The organism is Saccharothrix sp. BKS2, from assembly GCF_047689505.1.
Lineage (GTDB): Bacteria > Actinomycetota > Actinomycetes > Mycobacteriales > Pseudonocardiaceae > Actinosynnema > Actinosynnema lopnurensis.
In genome coordinates, this window is the sequence record NZ_JAUQOL010000018.1 from 148,848 (window position 1) to 168,589 (window position 19,742).

Below are 19,742 nucleotides of genomic sequence, written 5' to 3' on the forward strand. Positions count from 1 at the left end.
CGGAGTGCGAGTAGCTTCACACGGCATGGCGTGCCGCATCACCGAACTCGTGCTGGACTGCACCGATCCCGAAGCCCTCGCCCGCTTCTGGTGCGGGGTGCTCGACTTCGAGGTGCTCGACCGGGAGGAGGGGCTGGTCGAGATCGGCCGCCCCGGCGAGTACCCGACGCTCCTGCTGGAGCGGGTCGACGAGCCCAAGCTCCAGAAGCTGCGGCTGCACCTCGACGTCAACGCCACCGACCGCGACCAGGGCGCCGAGCTCGAACGGCTGCTCGCGCTCGGCGCCCGGCGGGTGGACATCGGTCAGGGCGACGTGAGCTGGTACGTGCTGGCCGACCCGGAGGGCAACGAGTTCTGCCTGCTCAGCCGCCGCGTCGAGCCGTGAGCAGCCCGGCCCGCGCCCGGACGGCCGAGGTCGCCGCGGCCAGCTCGCCCGGGTCGGTGATCGTGGCGTTGCCCTCGTAGGCGACACCGGCGGGCACGGCGTCCGCGCCGACCGGGTCGGCGTCGAAGAAGTTGCCCCGGTAGGCGACGTGCTCCAGCGGCGGGCTGACGTGCAGCACGGCGGTGTTGTCGGCGCGGGCGACCACGTTGCCCTCGACCACCACCCACGCGGCCCCGTAGTCGGTGTAGAGGCCGAAGTTGTACGGGGTGCGCGTGTCCTCGACGACGTTCCCGGCGATCAGCGCCCCGCTGTCGGCGTCGTCGCCCTGCGGGCCGGACACGTAGACCCCGCCGCCGTCGGCCAGCGCGCCCATCGAGCCCGTGACGAGGTTGCGCAGCAGGCGGGTGCCGCGCCCCGGACCGGCGGCGATGCCGTTGTGCGGCACGTCCCGGACCTCGTTGTGCGCCACCGTGCAGCGCACGGTGTCCAGCAGCGCGACGCCGGGCGAGCCGGCGTGGTCCAGGCCCACCCGCCGCACCAGGTTGTCCTCGACCAGCACGTCCCGCGCGCCGACCACGGAGACGGCGGACGCGGCGAGGTCGTCGAAGTCGCAGCCGCGCACCTCGACGTCCGCGCCGCCGGTCACGCCGAGCGCGGTGGCGCCGAGCCGGGTGAAGCGGCAGTGCTCGAACCGCGCGCCGGTGACGCCGTCGAGCCGCACGGCCGCCGGGACCTGCACGTGCTCCTCCGGCACGGTCAGCCACGCGCCCTCGCCCACCACGACCCTGCCGATCGCGCCGCCGTCGTAGCAGCCGTTGGCGTGGTAGTGCAGGAACCCGCGGTCGCCGCCGGGCCGCAGCCACGTGGTGTCGGCGAACACCAGGCCGCGGAAGGCCACGTCCCGCGCGCCGGTGGCGTGCACCAGCACCTCCAGCTCGGGCGCGACGATCGAGCGCACCGGCTCGCCGGGGTGCGGCAGGAGGTGCAGGACGTGGTGGCGGGGGCGCGACCGGTCCAGGGCGAAGGCGCCGGGTTCGGCCAGGAACGACGGGTCGCCCTCCACCCTGGTCGGCGCGTCCGGGCCGACCGTCCGGCTGCCCTCCCACTCGGACCGGTAGACCTCCAGGGACCAGCCGAAGGCGGGCTGCGCCATGGTGATCGCGGTCGAGTCCCCGTCGCGGGCGAGCGCGGCGACGGCGAGCCGGGCCTCGGTCCACGGGTAGACGCCCCGGTGCACGAACTCCACGCCCGCGTTGTTCACCCAGTCCAGCGGGGCGTCGGTGACGTAACCGGTGTCGGTGCGGCGCACCTGACCGGGCAGCCCGTCGACGCCCGCGCGCTCGACCCGCCGGCCGTCGGCGGTCAGGTGCCGGGTGACCAGGTCGCCGACGTCGGCCAGCAGCACGCCGTCCCGCTCGCGCCACCCGGTGACCTCGCGCCCGCCGCTGATCACGACCTCCTCCGCGGCGTCGGTGCCGTGGCCGAACGCCTGGTAGACGACGCCGGAGTCGGCCTCGGTCAGCCGGAGCGGCGCGGTGAGCCGGTGCGTGCCCGCCCTGAGGTGCACGACGCCGCCGGTCCCCGCCACCGCCCGCCGGGCGCGGTCCAGGGTGGCGAACGGCCGGGCCGCGGTGCCCGGCGCGGCGTCGTCCCCGGCGGGGGAGACGTAGAACTCGGCCATGATGGCTCCTCGTGTGTTTACGCCATAAACAAGAGGGATGTATATCATGACCGGCGGAGGTGGGGCATGGACGAGGCCGGCGACCCGGACCTGGGGGTCGAGCTGCTGTGGGGCGAGCGGCCCGCGCTGAACCTGGCGCGGATCGTGGGCGCCGCGGTGGCGGTGGCCGACGCCGAGGGGTTAGCCGGGCTGTCGATGCGGAAGGTGGCCGAGCGGCTGGGCTTCACCACGATGTCGCTGTACCGGCACGTGCCGGGGCGTGATCACCTGGTGGACCTCATGTGCGACGCCGTGCTGGGGGAGCTTCCCGTTGGTGGGGCGGGGGCTGGTGGGGCGGGCGCGGGGGAGGTGGCCGCGAAGGAGGCGGGTGCGGGTGAGGCGGGTGCGGGCGCGGGTGGGTTGAGGGCTGGCGCGGGTGAGCCGGGCGGGGGCAGGAGTGAGCTGGGTGCGGGCGCGCCGGGTGCGGGTGGGCTGGGGGCGAGCGCGGGCGAACCAGGGGCGGACCGGAGCGGCGGCGACTCCGGTGGCGGCGACCTCGGCGATAACCCCGGCGGCGGGTGGCGGCCCCGCCTGGAGGCGTTCGCCAGGGTGGGCTGGGAGATCCGCCGGCGCCACCCCTGGCTGGCCGAGGTGCCCGTCAACCGCCGCGTGCCCGGCCCGAACGCGCTGGCCCACTACGAGCACGCCCTCGCCGTCCTGGCCGGCACCGCCCTCACCCCGGCCGAGGTGGTCGCCTCGGTCGGACTGCTCGGCCGCTTGCTGGACGCCGAGGCCCGCGCCCTCTCCGACGCGGTCCAGGCCGAGCGCAACACCGGCGTCGGCGACGAGGAGTGGTGGGGCGCCCGCGACTCGCTGTTCGCCCGGTTCGACCGCTACCCGGTGCTGACCGCGCTCTGGGAGGCGGGCGGGTTCGACCAGCCCGCCTCGTTCGAGTTCGGCCTGGCCCGCCTGCTCGACAGCATCGCGCTGCTCGTCGAACAGCGTGATGTAAAGCGTGATGAAACCTGTCGGGTGTGTGGTGGTCCGGTGGTCCAACCGCAGTCCGGCAGGCCCCGCGCGTACTGCTCCCGCGCCTGCCAGCAACGCGCCTACCGCAAGCGCAGGTCGGGGCCCGCGAGCTGACCCCGACCTGCCCCGGAACCCAGACCTGCCCTGGATCAGACCTGCCCGGAATTCAGACCTGCACGGTCGGCAGCACGACCAGCTGCCGCAGGTTGACGTGCTTGGGCCGGCTGGTGACGAACCCGATCACGTCCCCGATGTCGGCCGGGTGCAGCGGCGGCACCTGCTCCCGCCACGCCGCCAGGTGCGCGTCGACCTCGGGGTTGTCCATGTGGTCGCCCAGCTCGGACGTGACCAGGCCGGGCTCGACGTTGGTCACCCGCACGCCCAGCGGCCCGAACTCGGTGCGCAGGTTCGCCGACAGGTGCGTCACCGCCGCCTTGGTCGCGGCGTAGACGGCGTAGGTGGGGAAGGTGCCGTGCGCGCCCACGGACGAGATGTTCACCAGGTCCGCCACCCCGTTCCGCCCGGCCCCGACCAGGTCGTCGGTGAACGCCCGGGTCACGGTGAGCAGCCCGGTGACGTTGGTGTCGATCATCCGCCGCCACTCGTCGTCGCGGCCCGCGGTGATCGGGTTGCCCAGCATGACGCCCGCGTTGTTGACCACCAGGTCCACCCGGCCGAACGCGGCGTGGACCGCCTCGACGGCGGGGGCGAGGTCGCCGGTGACGTCGGCCGACACCGCGAGCGCCCGACCGCCCTCGGCCTCGATCTTCGCGGCCAGCTCGGCCAGCCGCTCGGCCCGCCGGGCCAGCAGCGCGACCTTCGCCCCGGACCGGGCCAGGACGAGGGCGATCTCGGCGCCGATGCCGCTCGCGGCACCGGTGACAACGGCAGTGCGGTTGTTCAGGTCGTAGGTCATGGCGACAACATTGGCCCTGGTCCCGGCCCGTACGAGAGGCCCCGTCCAACCCCGGTACCGCCGTTCCCTGGGTCCACCAGTACCCAGGTTGGCGGACCCGGGCGCGGCCATACTGGAGGGGTGACCCACGACCTCGGCGAATTCCTCCGCACCCGCCGGGCCCTGGTCCGGCCCGACGACGTGGGCCTGCCCGCAGGCGGCCGGCGACGCGTCCCCGGCCTGCGCCGCGAGGAGCTGGCGATGCTGGCCGGCGTGAGCGTGGACTACTACATGCGCTTGGAGCAGGGCCGCACGCCGGCCGTGTCCGACGCCGTGCTCGACGCGGTCGCCCGCGTCCTGCGCCTGGACGAGACCGAGCGCTCCCACCTGCGCAACCTCGTTCGCCCCACCCCGACCCGGCGCCCCGCGCCCCAGCGCGTGCGCCCCGGCCTGCGCCGGCTGCTGGAGATGTCCGGCGACGTGCCCGCGTTCGTGATGGGCCGCCGGTCCGACGTGCTGGCGTGGAACCCGCTGGCGGGCGCCCTGTACGGGTTCGACGACGCGTCCCCCGAGGACCGCAACTCGGCCCGGCACACGTTCCTGCGCCCCGAGGCCCGCACCTTCTACCGCGACTGGCCCGCGGTCGCCGCCGACATGGTGGCCTTCCTGCGCCTGGACGCGGGCCGCTACCCCGACGACGCCCGGCTGGCCGCGCTGGTGGGGGAGCTGGCGGTGAAGGACGAGACGTTCCGCAGGCTGTGGGCGCAGCACCGGGTCAGGGAGAAGACCCACGGCACCAAGCTGATCCACCACCCGGTCGTGGGCGACCTGGACCTCGACTACGAGGCCCTCAAGCCCGCCGGCGACCCGGACCTCACCCTCGCGGTCTACACGGCCCGCGTCGGCTCGCCGTCCGAGGAGCGCCTGAAGCTGCTGGCGAGCTGGAGCGCGTCGGTCGACGCCTGAAACAGCCGGGGCGACTGAACGGCCGGGGCAACCCGAACGGCCTGAAGAGCGGCCCTAGAGCCAATACCGGTGACTTAGAGGAGTTTGCGCTGCTTGTTGGCGGAGATGGTGCGGTAGTGCGGTGCGATCCGGACTGTCTCGGCAGGGTCGTGGGTGGGCTGTGGCCAGGTCCGGTGCTGGGCGCGTTTGAGTTTGTAGTTGGACATCTTGCGTTTGACCACGCGGGGGTTGCTGCGCCGTCGCCGTCGAGGCAGGAGGCGGGCCAGGATCTCGCGGACCCCGTCGAGCAGGGCGCCGGCTAATCGTTCAGGGGGAAAATGCGGCCTGGGCGGTGGTCTGGCGGCGGGCCAGACGCAGACTGCGGATGAACGAGAGCCGGTCGGGGTCCAGGCCGGCGTCGGTGGCGGCGGTGTGCATCAGCGACCGGATCGCGTGGTGCACCAGCAGATGTGCCCAGACCTCCTGCTCGACGCCGTCGGGCGAGCGGGAGCGCAGCACCTGCCAGGGGCCGCGTTGGTGGGTCTTGAGTTCGTCCAGCGCGGTCTCGATCTCCCAGCGTTGGCAGTACAACGCCGCCAACTCGCGTGCCGGGGCCTTGCGATGGTCCAGGATCGTGGTGATCAACCGATACGGCGCGTCGTGGGCGGGGCGGGCGGGGTCGTCCAGTGTGTACTCGACCACCCGCACCGTCACCGGATCCTTACGGCGGTAGTGGTCCTCGGTCGCCACGATCTCCGACAGGTACGACCCGTCCGGCAGCTCCTCGCGCACGGGCAGCACGATGTTGGACCGCACCCGCCACAACAGCTCCGCCCCGTTCGCCGACGCCGCCCGCCACAACGGCAGCCCGGCGAACCCCCGGTCGGCGATCAACAACTCGCCCCGGACCAGACCGGGAAACAGGTCCCGGGCCAGGGTCGCCTCCGCCACCGTGATCGGGCCCAGCGTGGCCGCGGTGATCGCGTGCGTGCCGCACTCGGCCACCGCCACCACCCGCACCTGCGGAAACGCCGCCCGATCACCCCGCGCCGCCGCCCGACCACTACCCGGCCGGCCGAACCGCTCCACGTTCTCCGGCGTGTCCGGCGCGTCGAAGGTCGTGCCGTCCACCGCCAACACCCGCCAGGACCGATACCAGGAACCCCGCGTCGTCGGCTCGGCCAACGGCTTCGCGACCTGCTCGAACAACGCCTTCAACGGCACCGGACCGAGCTTGACCCGGGCCCGTGAGATCGCCGCCGTCGTGGGCACCCGCCACGGCTTGGACCACCGCGTCGCCCACGACAGGCCCTCGGTCAACAACCGGGCCACCTCTTCATAACCCTGACCGGAGAACAGGCACATCGCCAGCACGAAGTAGACCACCACCCGCGGCGGCAGCAACCGGTCACGCTGCCCTTCCCGACCGGTCTCGGCGATCATCCGATCCACCAATTCAGGCGGAAACGACCTGGTCAACAACCCGATCGCGATCCGATCCGACAACCGCGCATCCGTCTCAGGCTTGGCCTGCCCAGGCCGTGGCATCCAGCACCTCCAGGACGCACAACCTACCGGATGAACCCTTAAGTCACTGGTATTGGCCCTAGAGCCTGTCCTCAAAGCGGGTGGTGGTGATCTGCTTTGATCTTGGGTTGTGGTGCGTAGGCACGAGTTGACCGATGAGCAGTGGCAGGCGATCGAGCCCCTGCTGCCCGTTTCGGGGGCGAAGGGGCGCCCGCTGGTGGACGACCGTCGGGTGATCAACGGGATGCTGTTCAAGGCCAGGACCGGGGTCGCCTGGCGTGACCTGCCCGAGCGCTATGGACCGTGGAAGACGGTCTACAACCGGTTCTGGTGCTGGTCGCGCACCGGCACCCTCACCGCACTCGTGACGAAGGTCCGCGTCATCGCCGAGGCGATCGACGAACTCGACCGCGAGGTCTCGGTGGACTCCGGCATCGTGCGCGCCCACCGGCACGCCGCCGGCGCCCGCCGCATCACCGCGTCCCACACAGGGGGCGGTCGGGTCGTGCGGCGGGCACAGCGAACCAGGTGATCATGCCATCGGCCGCTCCCGCGGCGGACCCACCACCAAGATCCACCTGGCCTGCGACGGTCACAGACGGCACCTGTCGATCGTCCTGACCGGCGGCAACGTCAACGACTGCACCCAGTTCACCCGCGTCATGGCCGGCATCGAGTTCCGCCGACCGGGACCGGGCCGCCCGGCGACCAGGCCCGCACGGGTCATCGCCGACAAGGGTTACTCGACCAAAGCGATACGCTCCCACCTGCGCACACGGGGTATCCCGGCCGCAATCCCAGAGCGCCGTGACCAGCAGGCCAACCGGCGGCGACGCGGCCGGGTCGGTGGACGACCGCCAGCCTTCGACCGCACCGCCTACAAACGCCGCAACGTGGTCGAACGCTGCTTCAACCGGCTCAAGCAGTTCCGCGCCATCGCCACCCGCTTCGACAAGACCGCCACCTCCTACCGAGGCATCCTCGACCTGGCCACCCTGCTCATCTGGCTTTGAGGACACGCCCTAGGAGCAGCGCGTGCCCTCGGCGGGCAGCGTGAGGCTGATCAGGTACTCGTGCCCGGCGGTGTCCACGCACCCGTTGCCCTGGAGGTAGACGGTGTGCTGGTTGCCCTCGAACGTCAGCAGCCCGCCACCCAGCTCCCGGGCCAGGCTCACGCCCGCGTCGTACGGCGTGGCCGGGTCGCCGGTGGTGGAGACCACCAGCACCGGGGGCAGCCCGGACACCGGCTCGGGCGCCTCGGCCGTCGGCGGCACGGGCCAGAACGCGCACACGTCCAGCGCCGCCGCGGCCGGCTGCCCGTCGTCGAGGAAGGGCGCGGCCTCCTTGTACCGGCGGGCCAGGTCGTCCAGCACGGCCCGGTCCGTCACGGCCGGCTTGTCCACGCAGTTGATGGCGGTGAACGCGTCGGTGACCGAGCCGTACCGGCCCTCCGCGTCGCGGTCGAAGTAGCTGTCCGCCAGCAGCATCAGCACCTCGCCGCCACCGCCGCGCAGCTCGGTGAGCCCGCTGTTCAGCGCCGTCCACAGCTCCTCGGAGTACATCGCCTGGATGGCCCCGGTGATGGCGTCGTTGTAGGCCAGCTGCCGGTCGCCGACCGGGACCGGCCGCTGGACCAGCGGCAGCGTCAGGTCCCGGAACGCCCGGTTGGCCCCGGCCGGATCGCTGCCCAGCGCGCAGTCCGCCTGCCGCGCGCACCACGCGGCGAACGCGTCGAACGACTTCTGGAACCCGGCGCCCTGCGCGATCAGCGACTCCACCTGGCTCTGGGTCGGGTCCACCGCCCCGTCGAGCACCAGTGCCCGCACGTTGCCGGGGAAGTCCTGCGCGTACTCGGCGCCGATGTGGGTGCCGTAGGAGTAGCCCAGGTAGGTCAGCTTCTCGTCGCCCAGCGCCGATCGCATCACGTCCAGGTCGCGCACCACGTCGCGGGTGCCGACGTTGGCCAGCAGGTCCTCGCCGCTGGTCCGCGCGCACTTCTCGGCGTACTGCCGGTTCTCCGCCTCGGTCTGGGCGATGCCCTCCGGCGAGGTGTCCACGTCGACGTCGAGCCGCTCGGCGTCGCGCTCGGCGTCGGTGAGGCAGCGGATCCGCGGTTCGCTCGCCCCGATGCCGCGTGGGTCGAAGCCGACCAGGTCGAACCGCTCGCCCAGCGGTGACGACCGCACGGTGGTGGCCAGGCTCGCGGCGGAGGTCATGCCGGACCCGCCGGGACCACCGGGGTTGACCAGCAGCGACCCGATGCGCTCCCCGGTCGCGGTCTGCCGCAGCAGGCCGACCCTGATCGTCCGGCCGTCGGGCTCCGCGTAGTCGAGCGGCACCTCCAGGCGGGCGCACTCCAGGTTCCGCCGGTTCTTCAGCAGGGAGGCCGAGGCGCCCGTGGTGGCGTAGCCGTCGCAGTCCTCCCAGCCCAGCTGCTGCCCGTAGAACCGCTCCAGCCCGGCGGGCACGGCCCCGGCGGGCCCTCTCCGCTCCAGCACCGTCCCAGCGCCGGGGGAACCGGCCACCACGGACGTGCAGGAGGCGAGGACCGGCAGGGCCAGGAGCAGCAGGAGCGATCGGCGCACACGTCGATCGTAGGTGTGACTCGTCGGCCACAACGTCCGCCGCGGGCGCGTCCGGTGAGCGAGAATGCCCCCATGCCACAGCTCCGACTCGCCCTCGCCCAGGTCAACGCCTGTGTCGGCGACCTGGCCGGCAACGCCGAACTCGTCGTCGAGTGGTCCCGCAAGGCCGTGGAGGCAGGTGCCCACCTGGCCGTCTTCCCCGAGATGGCGCTGACCGGGTACCCGGTGGAGGACCTGGCGCTGCGCGTGTCCTTCGCGGAGGCGTCCAAGGAAGCCCTGCTCGGCCTGGCCGCGGCGCTGGACGAGTCCGGGTGCGGCGAGCTGGCCGTGTTCGTCGGCTACCTGGACCGCGACGCCGCCGGGATGCGCAACTCCGCCGCCGTGCTGCACCGCGGCCGGGTCGTCGCCCGGCAGCACAAGCACCACCTGCCCAACTACGGCGTGTTCGACGAGCGCCGGTACTTCACGCCGGGCGACTCGCTGGACGTGGTGCGCGTCCACGGCCTCGAAGTGGGCATGGTCATCTGCGAGGACCTGTGGCAGGACGGCGGCCCGGTCGCCGCGCTCGGGCGGGCCGGGGTGGACCTGGTGGTCTCGCCCAACGCCTCGCCCTACGAGCGGGAGAAGGACGACGCCCGCCTGCCGCTGGTGGCCCGGCGCGCCGCCGAGGCCGGCGCGCCGCTGGCCTACGTGAACCTGGTCGGCGGCCAGGACGAGCTGGTGTTCGACGGCGACACCATGGTGGTCACCGCGGACGGGACGCTGGTCACCCGCGCGCCGCGGTTCGTGGAGCACCTGGTGGTGCTGGACCTGGACCTGCCGGGCGGCGCGTCGCGCGCCGAGGGCGACCACGGCGGGTTCGCCGTGCACCGCCGCACCCTGTCCGACGAGCCGCTGCCCGCCTACGAGCCGCTGCCCGCGCCGCAGGTCGCCGAGCCGCTGTCCGACGAGGCCGAGGTGTGGCACGCGCTGGTCACCGGCCTGCGCGACTACGCGCACAAGAACGGGTTCCGGTCGGTGGTGCTCGGCCTGTCGGGCGGCATCGACTCGGCCGTGGTGGCCGCGCTGGCGGTGGACGCCCTGGGCGCCGACCACGTGTACGGCGTGTCGATGCCGTCGGACTACTCGTCGGAGCACTCCCGGTCCGACGCCCACGACCTGGCGCAGCGCACCGGCCTGCACTACTCGGCGCAGCCGATCGCGGACATGGTGCGGGTCTTCGTCGACCAGCTGGGCCTGACCGACCTGGCCGAGGAGAACGTCCAGGCCCGGTGCCGCGGCGTGACCCTGATGGGGCTGTCCAACCAGCACGGGCACCTGGTGCTGGCGACCGGCAACAAGACCGAGCTGGCGGTGGGCTACTCGACCATCTACGGCGACGCGGTCGGCGGGTTCGCGCCCATCAAGGACGTGCTGAAGACCCTGGTCTGGTCGCTGGCGCGGTGGCGCAACGCGGAGGCCGAGAAGCTGGGCGAGCTGCCGCCGATCCCGGAGAACTCGATCAGCAAGCCGCCGTCGGCGGAGCTGCGGCCGGGGCAGGTCGACACCGACTCGCTGCCGGACTACGAGCTGCTGGACTCGGTGCTGGACGACTACGTCGAGGGCGACAAGGGCTACCGCGACCTGATCGCCATGGGCTTCTCCCACAAACTGGTGGACAAGGTCCTCCGGATGGTGGACAGGGCCGAGTACAAGCGCCGCCAGTACCCGCCGGGCACGAAGATCACCTTCAAGGCGTTCGGCCGCGACCGCCGGCTGCCGATCACGAGCGGCTGGCGCGAGGGCTGAGCTCCGCATCTCCCGACCTCCTTCTTCCGTCCCTGCTTCTTCACTCTTCAAAAGCGGGTGGGGACGGCAGGAGGGCCGACACACGTTCGTGTGGTTTGCCGCCCGCGCCGCGACACCGCTCCCGCGGGCTCTGACAGTGTCGTTCCCACGAGCCCCTGACCTCGGAGAACGGGGTTCGCGACCGGTTGAGACCCCTCGGGAGGACGACATGCTGAAGAAGGCCGCCTCGATCGCCGCCGCCACCACCCTCGCCACGGTCCTGGTGCAGGCCGACGGCCACGCGTCCCCCGCGCGGGCGCAGGAGGAGGCGTTCGTCGGCGGCAGCGGCACCAGCGCCGTGGACACGCGCTTCGCCTTCGGGGTCTTCGGCGGCGAGGGGGAGGAGGCGACCGGGTTCGCCCTGTTCCGCAACACCGCGGAGGGCGTCGAGGAGCGCCTGGGCGGCATCACCTGCGTGAACATCGTCGGCAACGCCGCCATCTTCAAGATCAAGGACGTCGGCAGCGAGGGCGGCACGCACCGCCAGTTCTTCGTCCGCGACAACGGCCCGACCGGCGAGGGCGAGCCGACCGACGAGCTCAACGCCTACGGCGTCCCGTCCAACGAGTCGCCCGACAAGTGCGACAAGCCCGACGAGGACATGAAGGGCCAGGTCATCACCGCGGGCGACATCGCGGTCGTCACCGGCGAGGAGTGACACCGCCCCGGCGCGCCGCCCGCGGCAGCAGCAGCGACACCAGCGCCCCGACCCCGCAGATGACCGCCGTGATCAGGAAGATCTCGTGGTACTCGGTCAGCAGGGCCCCGGTCAGCGCCCGCTCGTAGGCCGCCGCCGCGGCGGCGAACTCCTCGGCCGACCGGCCGAACGGCAGCGGCGTGTCCAGGTCGGCGGTCAGCTCCCGGAACCGGTGCAGGCCCCACGCCGACAGCCCGGCCACGCCGACCAGCATCCCGGTCATCCGCGCCACCACGACCGCCGCCGACGCCACGCCGTGCCGGGCCTCCGGCACCACCCGCAGCACCGACGCCGACACCGGCGCGATCACCAGCCCCAGCCCGAACCCGGCCACCGCCAGGTCCCGCCCGACCACGGACGAGGCCACGTCGGCGGGCCACCGCGCGATGACCAGGTACGCCGCGCCGGCGATCAGCAGCCCGGCGAACGACACCCACCGGTCGCCGATCCGCCCGGCCAGCCAACCGCCGACCAGCGCGCCCACCGGCAGCGCCACCAGGAACCGGGCCAGCATCGCCGCTGCGGCCGCCGAGTCCCGCCGCAGCACCGTCTGCGCGAACAGCTCCACGTCCACCAGCGTCACCATCAGCGCCGCGCCCGCCGCCAGGGACACGCCCAGCGAGGCCAGGAACGGCCGCCACTGCACCCCCGCCGGGTCCAGCAGCCGCACCGGCGACCGCCGCTCCCACCACAGGAACGCGGCGAGCACCACCACCGACGCGCCCAGCACCGGCCAACCCCACGGCGGCAGCACCGCCCGCGACGGGTCCGGGTTGTAGAGCCCGACGACCACCAGGCCCAGCGACAGCGCCAGCAGCGCCCCGCCGACGAAGTCGACCCGCACGCCCGTCCGCGCCGACCGGGGCACGGTCCGCTGCACCACCACCGCCGCCACCGCGGCCAGCGGCAGGTTCACCCAGAACACCCACCGCCAGCTCTGCGGTTCCAGCGACTCGAACACCGACCACGCGTTGAACAGCGACGCCACGCCGACCCCGTACAGCGTGCCCAGCACGCTGCCCAGCTCCTGCGCCGCGCCCACCACGCCCAGCGCGGAGGCCCGCCGCTCCGCCGACCACAGGTCCGCCACCAGCGCCATCGTCACCGGCAGCAGCGCGCCGCCGGCCAGGCCCTGCACCACCCGCCCGGCCACCAGCAGCGGCAGGTCGCCCGCCAGCGCGGTCACCGCGGAGCCCAGCGCGAACCCGACCAGGCAGGCGTGCAGCACCAGCCGCCGCCCGAACCGGTCGGACAGCTGCCCCAGCAGCGGCATCCCCGCCACGTAGCCGAGCAGGTACCCGGTCACCACCGGGGTGGCCCGCTCCAGCTTGTTCACCGGGATGCCCAGGTCCCGCACCATGTCCACGAGCACGCCGACGACCACGTAGGCGTCCAGCGCGCCCAGCAGCACCGCGCCCGCCCCGGCGCCGATCGCCAGCCGGCGCGACGCGGGGGACGCCGGGGACGCCACCGCGCTCACGCGGGCGCGGTGACGGAGAAGGGCTTGTCGAAGTCGGACAGGTCGATGGTGACCGCCGCCCCGCCCGGCAGCGTGAACACCGCGTTCACCAGCCTGTCCTCGCGCACCGAGAACCGGGACGCCACGTCCGCGTCGATCCCGGGCACCAGGCCCGCCACCACGTCCCGCGGCACGGTCGCCTCGACCACCGTGACGCCGTCGTCCGAGCTGACGGTCTTCTCGTCGCGCGCGTCGCCCAGCACCTTCGCCACGCCCCGCTCCGGGTCGAGGATCGCGGTCGGGTCGTACACCTGGCCGGCCAGCGCCGCCGGCAGTTTCGTGAACCCGCCGGTCGGGCCCTTGAAGTACAGGTCCTGGTCGACCAGGACGTACTCGACCTCGATCAGCTGGCCGAACTGCTCGACCTTCGCCCGCCCCCGCGACCGACCGGCCGAGTCGAGGTCGCCCTCGGCGCCCTTGACCGTCACGTCCGGCAGCTCGCCGTCCACCTCGATCACGAAGTGCGTGCTGGTCACCGCCCTCATGCCCGCGGCGGCCCGGTCCAGCACCTCCGGACCGGCGGGCAGCCCACCGCCGTCCCCGGAGGACGTGCAGCCGGCCACGAGGGCGAGCAGGAGCGACCCGACCAGGGCGCGACGAGGGAACATGGGGCAGATCGTAGAGCTCCCGCCCGCCCGCGCCGGGTCGCTCGCCGACGCCGGCCCTTGACCTGCGGGTAAGCTCACCGCGTGCGACTGCGCAGGCGCGTACCGGCGAGGCGGCCACGCAGGGCCGGTGGTCCTTACCTAGGCTTCGCCCCATGAACCGCCAGCAGGAGTTCGTGCTCCGCACCCTAGAGGAACGCGACATCCGGTTCGTCCGGCTCTGGTTCACGGACGTCCTGGGCTTCCTCAAGTCCGTCGCGATCGCCCCCGCGGAGCTCGAAGGCGCCTTCAACGAGGGCATCGGCTTCGACGGGTCCGCGATCGAGGGCTTCGCCCGCGTGTACGAGTCCGACATGGTGGCCAAGCCCGACCCGTCGACGTTCCAGGTGCTGCCCTGGCGCACGGCGGAGAACAACCACTACTCCGCCCGCATGTTCTGCGACATCGCCATGCCGGACGGCTCGCCGTCGTGGGCCGACCCGAGGCACGTGCTGCGCCGCGCGCTGGCCAGGGCCAGCGAGGCCGGGTTCACCTGCTACGTGCACCCGGAGATGGAGTTCTTCCTGCTCAAGAGCCTGCCCGACGACGGGGGCGAGCCGATCCCGGCCGACAACGGCGGCTTCTTCGACCAGACCAGCCACGAGACCGCGACCCACTTCCGCCGCCACGCCATCGAGGCGCTGGAGGCCATGGGCATCTCGGTCGAGTTCAGCCACCACGAGGGCGCGCCCGGCCAGCAGGAGATCGACCTGCGCTACGCCGACGCCCTCACCATGGCCGACAACGTGATGACGTTCCGCTACGTCATCAAGGAGGTCGCGATCACCCAGGGGGTGCGCGCCTCGTTCATGCCCAAGCCGTTCACCGACCAGCCCGGCAGCGGGATGCACACGCACGTGTCGCTGTTCGAGGGCGACCGCAACGCGTTCTACGACGCCGAGGACCCCTACCAGCTGTCGGACACCGGGAAGATGTTCGTCGCCGGCCTGCTCAGGCACGCCCGCGAGATCTCCGGTGTGACCAACCAATGGGTGAACTCCTACAAGCGCCTGATCGTGGGGGGCGAGGCGCCCACCGCGGTGTGCTGGGGCCACGCCAACCGGTCCGCGCTGGTGCGCGTGCCGATGTACTCGCCGGGCAAGTCCTCGTCGCGCCGGGTGGAGATCCGGAGCCTGGACTCGGCCTGCAACCCGTACCTGGCGTACGCGGTGATCCTGGCCGCGGGCCTGAAGGGCATCGAGAAGGGCTACGAGCTGCCGCCGGCCGCCGAGGACGACGTGTGGTCGCTGACCGACCGCGAGCGCCGCGCGGCCGGCTACGACAACCTGCCGCAGAACCTGGGCGAGGCGCTGGTCGAGATGGAGAACTCCGAGCTGCTGCCCGAGGCGCTCGGCGAGCACGTGTACGACTTCTTCCTGCGCAACAAGCGCACCGAGTGGGACGCGTACCGGCGCAGCGTGACGCCGTACGAGTTGCGCACCCTGTTGCCGGTCCTGTGAGGGGAGCTTCCGTGCGGGTCGTACGCACCGAGCACTCGGAGAAGCTAGGTTTGCCGACCGTGACCGAGGTGCCCGCGCGTTCGGAAACCCGTCCTGCCTTCATCGCGTGCACGGTGGCCAGGGCCGCCGAGCTGCCCGCGGTGAAGGTGCTGTCCGGCTCGTTCCTGGCGACCCACCCGGAGGCCAGGTTCCTGGCCCTGGTGGTCGACGCCCTGCCCGAGCACTCGGGCCCCGGCCTGGTCACCCCGGCCGACCTGGGCGTGCCCGCCGAGGAGCTGGCCGAGCTGGCCACCGGCTGCACCGCCGACCAGCTGTGCGGCCTGCTGCGGCCCGTGCTGCTGGAGCAGCTGCTGGGCCAGGGCGTGCCGGTGCTCTACCTGGACCCGTGGGTGAAGGTGCTGGGCTCGCTGACCGACCTCGTCCTGGGCGCGGTCGGGCGCGGGCCCCTGGTCCTGCTGCCCAGGTCCCTGCGCCCCCTCCCGGACGACGGCCTGCGGCCCACGCCCGCCGAGCTGCTGGAGACCGGCGTCTTCGACCCGGGCTTCCTGCTGGTGGCGCCGGGGGCCGAGCCGTTCCTCCACTCGCTGGCCGAGCAGCTGCGCCGCGCCCCGGACGCCACCAAGGCCGTGCTGGACATGGCCCCGGCCCTGGTCAACATCCACGTCCTGCGCAACGCGACGGTGGGGTTGTCGGCGTGGAACGCGGGGCAGCGCGACCTGCACCGCCGGGACGACGGCACCCTGACCACGCTGGGCGAACCGCTGCGCAGCGTCCACTTCGCGGGCTTCGACCCCCAGCGCCCGTGGCTGCTGTCGGCGGAGTTCGCCGACCGGCCGCGCGTGCTCCTGTCCGAGCACCCGCACCTGGCCGAGCTGTGCACCGAGTACCGCGCCGACCTGCTCCGCAAGGGGCACGCGCCGCAGAAGGTCCGCTACGGCTTCGGGCAGCTCGCGGACGGCACCCTCATCCCGGACGAGCTGCGCGCGGACTACCGCGAAGCGGCCCGCGCGAGGGCCGGTTCGGCGTTCAGCGCCGAGGGGCGGAGGCCGGCGCCGGCTCCCGAGGAGCCTGCCGCTGAGGAGTCGGCCCCTGAGGAGTTGCCCGCCGAGACCCCCGACGCTGCCTGGGGCCCGGTCAACGGGCAGGTCAACGGCCGGGTGAACGGGCACGTCAACGGCCGGCCGCAGCCCTCCCGGCCGGAGCCCTCCCGGTCGCCGGCCCCTGAGGCGCCGGCCGTCGAGGACCCGGCCAGCGAGGACCCGGCCGCCGAGAACCCGACCAGCGAAGGCCCGGCCACCGGGGCGTCGGCTGCGGATGTTCCGGTCCCCGAGGCCCCGGCTGCCGAGTATTCGGCCACCGAGGTTCAGGCCACCGAGGTCCAGTCGCACGAGGACCCGGCTCCCGAGAGCCCGACCGCCGCCACCTCGCCGGAGCCCTCCGCGCCGCCGGCACCCCCGACCACCAGCGCCACCGCCACCGGCAGCACCACCGCCAGCACCACCCCCGCCGACACCCCTCCCAGCACCACCCCACCGCAGGCCGACCGAACCCCCACCCCACCCCCGGCCTTCGGCCCGGACGGCGGCGCGGCGTTCGTGGCCTGGGCCTGCGAACCGGTCCCCGACCTGCCGGGCAGCACCCGCTGGGCCGCCGCGCTCTGGCGCTCCGACCCCGCGCTCCGCACCCAGTTCCCCGACCCCTTCGGCGCGGACGGCGCGGCCTTCCGCGACTGGTGCGCCGGGATCGGCGTGGCGTCCGGCCGCCTGCCCGCGTCCGCCGTGCCCAGGTCGCGCGCCGAATCGCCCGTCCTGCACGACCAGCTCGGCGTCACCGTCCTCGGCACCGGCCCGGTCGCGCGGCTCGTCCACGCCGCCGCCCGCGCCTCCGGCCTGCCCACCTCCACCACCGCCGGCTACCCCGTGGTGGTGCGGGTCGGCACCAGGCAGCCCGTCCCGGACAGCCGCTTCGTCGTCGACTACCTCCTCGACGACGAGCAGCCCGGCGGCGCGAGCGAGGTCTGGGTCCCCTCCGAGACCACCCGCGCCGCGCGCGAGCGCCAGGGCGGCCCGGTCGCCCGCGTCCTCCCGCTGCCCGTGGCCGAGGCCGACACGCGCGAACCCGAATTCCCCGATCGCGTGATCTTCGGGGCCCTGGCCGACCACGCGATCGACCGCGAGGGCAACGTCCTCGGCGCGGTCTCCGCGTTCCTGTCCGCGTTCCCCGACCGCTCGGACCTCACCCTGCGGATCGAGGTCACCAACGCCAGGACCCACCCGGAGGCCGCCGAGCGCCTGCGCCTGGCCACCGCCGCCGACCCGCGCATCGAGCTGGTCGACGACCTCGGTCGCGTCGACTGCCTGGTCCAGCTCCACCGGGGTGGCGCGGACGACCGGATCGTCCACGCCCTCGGCGGGCACGCGGCCGTCGGCACGCCGGTCCTGACCTCCGACCACGGCGCGGTCGCGGAGCTGTTCGACAAGAACTCGGTGATCTTCGTGCCGTGCCGCCAGGGCGTCGAGCCCGACGTGCAGGCCGCCGCCAAGCTGATGCGCGCCATCGCCGACGACCGGTCGACCGCCGCCGCCATCGGGCTCAAGGGCCGCGAGCGCGTCCGCGCCACCCGCAGCACCGCCGCGGTCGGCGACGTCCTGCGCGAGCGCGTCGAGCACGCCTATCGGACCTGGCGCGCCCGCCGGCCCAAGCCCGTGCCGACCGTGGACCCGATGACGGCGCTGCACTCGGCCAAGCACGCCCTGCTCCGCCAGCCCGACGTGGGCGTCGCCAGCCGCACGCCCATGGCGCCGCAGCTGCGCAAGGTCGTCCTGCGGGTGCTCGACCACTACGACAACCACATGCGCGACGTGCTCGGCTCCCTGGTCGACGGGGTCGAGCGCACGGTGTCCGAGCTGGTCCGCCGCCAGGACGACCTCTCCACCGGCATCGGCCTGGGCGAGCTGGAGGTGCTGCGCGCCGAGCTGGAGCAGCACGCCGAGAACCAGGGCCACCTCGCCGACCAGCTCGTCGGCGTCGACGACGGCGTGGTCCGGGTCCGCGCGGACATGGCCGGTCAGGGCCGCAGGCTGCGCGAGATCGAGGACGCGCTGGTCGCGGAGGCCGGCAAGCGCGCCAAGCAGGGCGACGCGCTCGCCCACCGCATCGACAAGCTCACCGGCGCCCTCGAACGCACCCTCGACCGCATCGACTCGCTGGAGTCGAAGGTCGTGGACGTGCTGCGCGAGCGCGACCACCGGATGGACGCCGGCCTGCGCGCCGCCAACCAGGCCCAGCAGACCGCCGACGCCCTGCGCCGGGTGGTCGTCCGCGAGCACGAGCGGCACAGCGACGCGGTGCCGCGCAGCTCCCTGGTGCTCACCGACGTGGGCCTGCTGCGCCTGCCGTCCGACGACGCGTTCATGCTGCCGCTGCTGTCGAGCAACGGGGTGTGGGAACCGGGGCTGTCGCAGCTGATCGACGAGGTGGTCGAGCCGGACGGGATCTTCCTCGACATCGGCGCCTACGTCGGTTACCAGACCGTGCGGATGCTCAGCCGGTTCGGCACGGGCGGCGCGGTGGTCGCGGTCGAGCCCTGCCCGTCCGCGCGGGCGCTGCTCAAGCACAACGTCGAGGTCAACCTGCCCGAGCGCACCGCGCAGCAACTGGTCCTGGTGGACGCGGCCGCGTGGGAGAGCAGCGGCGAACTGGTCACCAACCCCGCCCTCACCGGCGGGGTGTCGGTGGCCCCGCTGCCCGAGGGCGCGCCGGAGGACGTCGCGAAGGTCCGCGCCACCCGGCTCGACAAGGAGCTGGAGGCGGTGCCGAGCCTCCAGGGCCGCAAGCTCTCGGTCGTCCGGGTCGACGCGCCGGGTCGCGGTCACCGCGCGCTGGCCGGGCTCGTGCGCCTGCTGCGCCGGGACCGCCCGCACGTGTTCATCGAGTTCTCGGCCTCGGCGACGCAGGGCTTCGGAGACGATCCGGTCACGGTTCTCAAGGAGTTCCGGATCTGGGGCTACGACCTGGTGCCCGTCGCCACCCGCGAGGCGGCGTCGCCGGAGCAGATCGTGGCCGCGATGGAGGGCCTGCGGACCATCCCGCTGTGGCTGCGCCCCCGCCCGGTGGCGCCCAAGAGTCCCGCCCAGCAGGTGGCCCGACCGCTCCGGCAGACCGCTGACCAGGCGATTTGACTTGTGCCAAGGTCATGAGTAACTTTTGTCGAGTCGCCAGCAAGACCCCGGAACGAGCGGTTGACACCGCGAATCGGGCCGGGTAGGATTCTGCGGCGGCAAGCTCCCAGAAGCGAATAAGTAGCACCAAGGTGCTGCCTCGGGTCTGGAAGACAAAGCAAATTGAATGCGAAGCGGGATCAACGCGGAGCGAAGAAGCCGGAACCGGCCGATTTGACACCGCGAAAACGAACCGGCTAAGCTTCAAACACAAGCGAAACACCGGAAACACAAAGCCCCGGAATGAACCGCAGTAAGATGCGGGACAAGATGGTGAGCGCGTGTTCTTTGAGAACTCAACAGCGTGCCGAATAGCCAGTAAATTTATGATCCTCGTCAAGAGGATTCC

13 protein-coding genes and 1 pseudogene are annotated in these 19,742 nt (G+C 73.1%); 8 read left to right on the forward strand and 6 right to left on the reverse strand.

What is annotated here, in order from left to right; all coding sequences use genetic code 11:
• Positions 1 to 25: 25 nt before the first annotated feature.
• A complete protein-coding gene (locus tag Q5530_RS32465; protein WP_415366616.1) occupies positions 26 to 385 on the forward strand; it encodes a VOC family protein in 360 nt (119 codons plus the stop codon).
• Here Q5530_RS32465 and Q5530_RS32470 read toward each other — a convergent pair.
• Positions 363 to 2,066 (reverse strand): right-handed parallel beta-helix repeat-containing protein, encoded by a 1,704-nt coding sequence (locus Q5530_RS32470; RefSeq protein WP_415366617.1) that lies wholly within the window; start codon positions 2,064 to 2,066, stop codon positions 363 to 365. The genes Q5530_RS32465 and Q5530_RS32470 overlap by 23 nt on opposite strands.
• A 66-nt stretch (positions 2,067 to 2,132) precedes the next feature.
• Between Q5530_RS32470 and Q5530_RS32475 the strand changes: the two genes are divergently transcribed.
• Positions 2,133 to 3,188, forward strand: coding sequence for a TetR/AcrR family transcriptional regulator (locus tag Q5530_RS32475; protein WP_415366618.1), 1,056 nt, complete (start codon positions 2,133 to 2,135; stop codon positions 3,186 to 3,188).
• A 52-nt stretch (positions 3,189 to 3,240) separates the two neighbouring features.
• On the opposite strand, the gene Q5530_RS32480 is transcribed toward Q5530_RS32475, so the two are convergent.
• On the reverse strand, positions 3,241 to 3,990 hold the full coding sequence (locus tag Q5530_RS32480) for an SDR family oxidoreductase (RefSeq protein WP_415366619.1): 750 nt from the start codon (positions 3,988 to 3,990) through the stop codon (positions 3,241 to 3,243).
• A gap of 120 nt (positions 3,991 to 4,110) precedes the next feature.
• On the opposite strand from Q5530_RS32480, the gene Q5530_RS32485 reads away from it, so the two are divergent.
• Positions 4,111 to 4,935 carry a helix-turn-helix transcriptional regulator gene (locus tag Q5530_RS32485; RefSeq protein WP_380641085.1) on the forward strand — a complete coding sequence of 275 codons (825 nt, stop codon included), beginning with the start codon at positions 4,111 to 4,113 and terminating at the stop codon, positions 4,933 to 4,935.
• A gap of 306 nt (positions 4,936 to 5,241) precedes the next feature.
• Here the strand turns inward: Q5530_RS32485 and Q5530_RS32490 are convergent, their stop codons facing one another.
• Complete coding sequence (locus tag Q5530_RS32490; protein ID WP_415366620.1) at positions 5,242 to 6,462, reverse strand: IS4 family transposase; 1,221 nt, start codon at positions 6,460 to 6,462, stop codon at positions 5,242 to 5,244.
• Between the two features lie 112 nt (positions 6,463 to 6,574).
• Between Q5530_RS32490 and Q5530_RS32495 the strand changes: the two are divergent.
• Positions 6,575 to 7,454: pseudogene (locus Q5530_RS32495) on the forward strand (IS5 family transposase).
• A gap of 9 nt (positions 7,455 to 7,463) precedes the next feature.
• Here the strand turns inward: Q5530_RS32495 and Q5530_RS32500 are convergent.
• Entirely contained in the window at positions 7,464 to 9,026 is a 1,563-nt protein-coding gene (locus Q5530_RS32500; protein ID WP_415366621.1) for an alpha/beta hydrolase, read from the reverse strand.
• A gap of 72 nt (positions 9,027 to 9,098) precedes the next feature.
• Here Q5530_RS32500 and Q5530_RS32505 point away from each other — a divergent pair, with 72 nt between their 5' ends.
• The gene (locus Q5530_RS32505) at positions 9,099 to 10,814 is read left to right on the forward strand and encodes an NAD+ synthase (protein ID WP_415366622.1); all 1,716 of its coding nucleotides are present in this window, start codon (positions 9,099 to 9,101) and stop codon (positions 10,812 to 10,814) included.
• Positions 10,815 to 11,022: 208 nt separating this feature from the next.
• A complete protein-coding gene (locus tag Q5530_RS32510; protein ID WP_415366623.1) occupies positions 11,023 to 11,511 on the forward strand; it encodes a hypothetical protein in 489 nt (162 codons plus the stop codon).
• Here Q5530_RS32510 and Q5530_RS32515 read toward each other — a convergent pair.
• Together Q5530_RS32515 and Q5530_RS32520 are read right to left on the reverse strand one after the other, a co-directional pair.
• A complete protein-coding gene (locus Q5530_RS32515) occupies positions 11,495 to 13,030 on the reverse strand; it encodes an MFS transporter (protein ID WP_415366624.1) in 1,536 nt (511 codons plus the stop codon). The genes Q5530_RS32510 and Q5530_RS32515 overlap by 17 nt on opposite strands.
• The gene (locus Q5530_RS32520; protein ID WP_415366625.1) at positions 13,027 to 13,677 is read right to left on the reverse strand and encodes an LppX_LprAFG lipoprotein; all 651 of its coding nucleotides are present in this window, start codon (positions 13,675 to 13,677) and stop codon (positions 13,027 to 13,029) included. The genes Q5530_RS32515 and Q5530_RS32520 overlap by 4 nt, the downstream gene beginning before the upstream one ends.
• Positions 13,678 to 13,829: 152 nt before the next feature.
• Between Q5530_RS32520 and glnA the strand changes: the two genes are divergently transcribed.
• Both glnA and Q5530_RS32530 read left to right on the forward strand, forming a co-directional pair.
• Entirely contained in the window at positions 13,830 to 15,173 is a 1,344-nt protein-coding gene (gene glnA / locus Q5530_RS32525) for a type I glutamate--ammonia ligase (protein ID WP_415366626.1), read from the forward strand.
• 59 nt (positions 15,174 to 15,232) lie between these two features.
• The gene (locus Q5530_RS32530) at positions 15,233 to 19,354 is read left to right on the forward strand and encodes an FkbM family methyltransferase (protein WP_415366627.1); all 4,122 of its coding nucleotides are present in this window, start codon (positions 15,233 to 15,235) and stop codon (positions 19,352 to 19,354) included.
• Positions 19,355 to 19,742: the final 388 nt, after the last annotated feature.

Bases quoted from the DNA above. Each gene is read 5' to 3' on its own strand.
- Q5530_RS32465 (WP_415366616.1), top strand. From the start codon at position 26: ATGGCGTGCCGCATCACCGAACTCGTGCTGGACTGCACCGATCCCGAA.
- Q5530_RS32470 (WP_415366617.1), bottom strand. From the start codon at position 2,066: ATGGCCGAGTTCTACGTCTCCCCCGCCGGGGACGACGCCGCGCCGGGC.
- Q5530_RS32475 (WP_415366618.1), top strand. From the start codon at position 2,133: ATGGACGAGGCCGGCGACCCGGACCTGGGGGTCGAGCTGCTGTGGGGC.
- Q5530_RS32480 (WP_415366619.1), bottom strand. From the start codon at position 3,990: ATGACCTACGACCTGAACAACCGCACTGCCGTTGTCACCGGTGCCGCG.
- Q5530_RS32490 (WP_415366620.1), bottom strand. From the start codon at position 6,462: ATGCCACGGCCTGGGCAGGCCAAGCCTGAGACGGATGCGCGGTTGTCG.
- Q5530_RS32505 (WP_415366622.1), top strand. From the start codon at position 9,099: ATGCCACAGCTCCGACTCGCCCTCGCCCAGGTCAACGCCTGTGTCGGC.
- Q5530_RS32510 (WP_415366623.1), top strand. From the start codon at position 11,023: ATGCTGAAGAAGGCCGCCTCGATCGCCGCCGCCACCACCCTCGCCACG.
- Q5530_RS32520 (WP_415366625.1), bottom strand. From the start codon at position 13,677: ATGTTCCCTCGTCGCGCCCTGGTCGGGTCGCTCCTGCTCGCCCTCGTG.
- glnA (WP_415366626.1), top strand. From the start codon at position 13,830: ATGAACCGCCAGCAGGAGTTCGTGCTCCGCACCCTAGAGGAACGCGAC.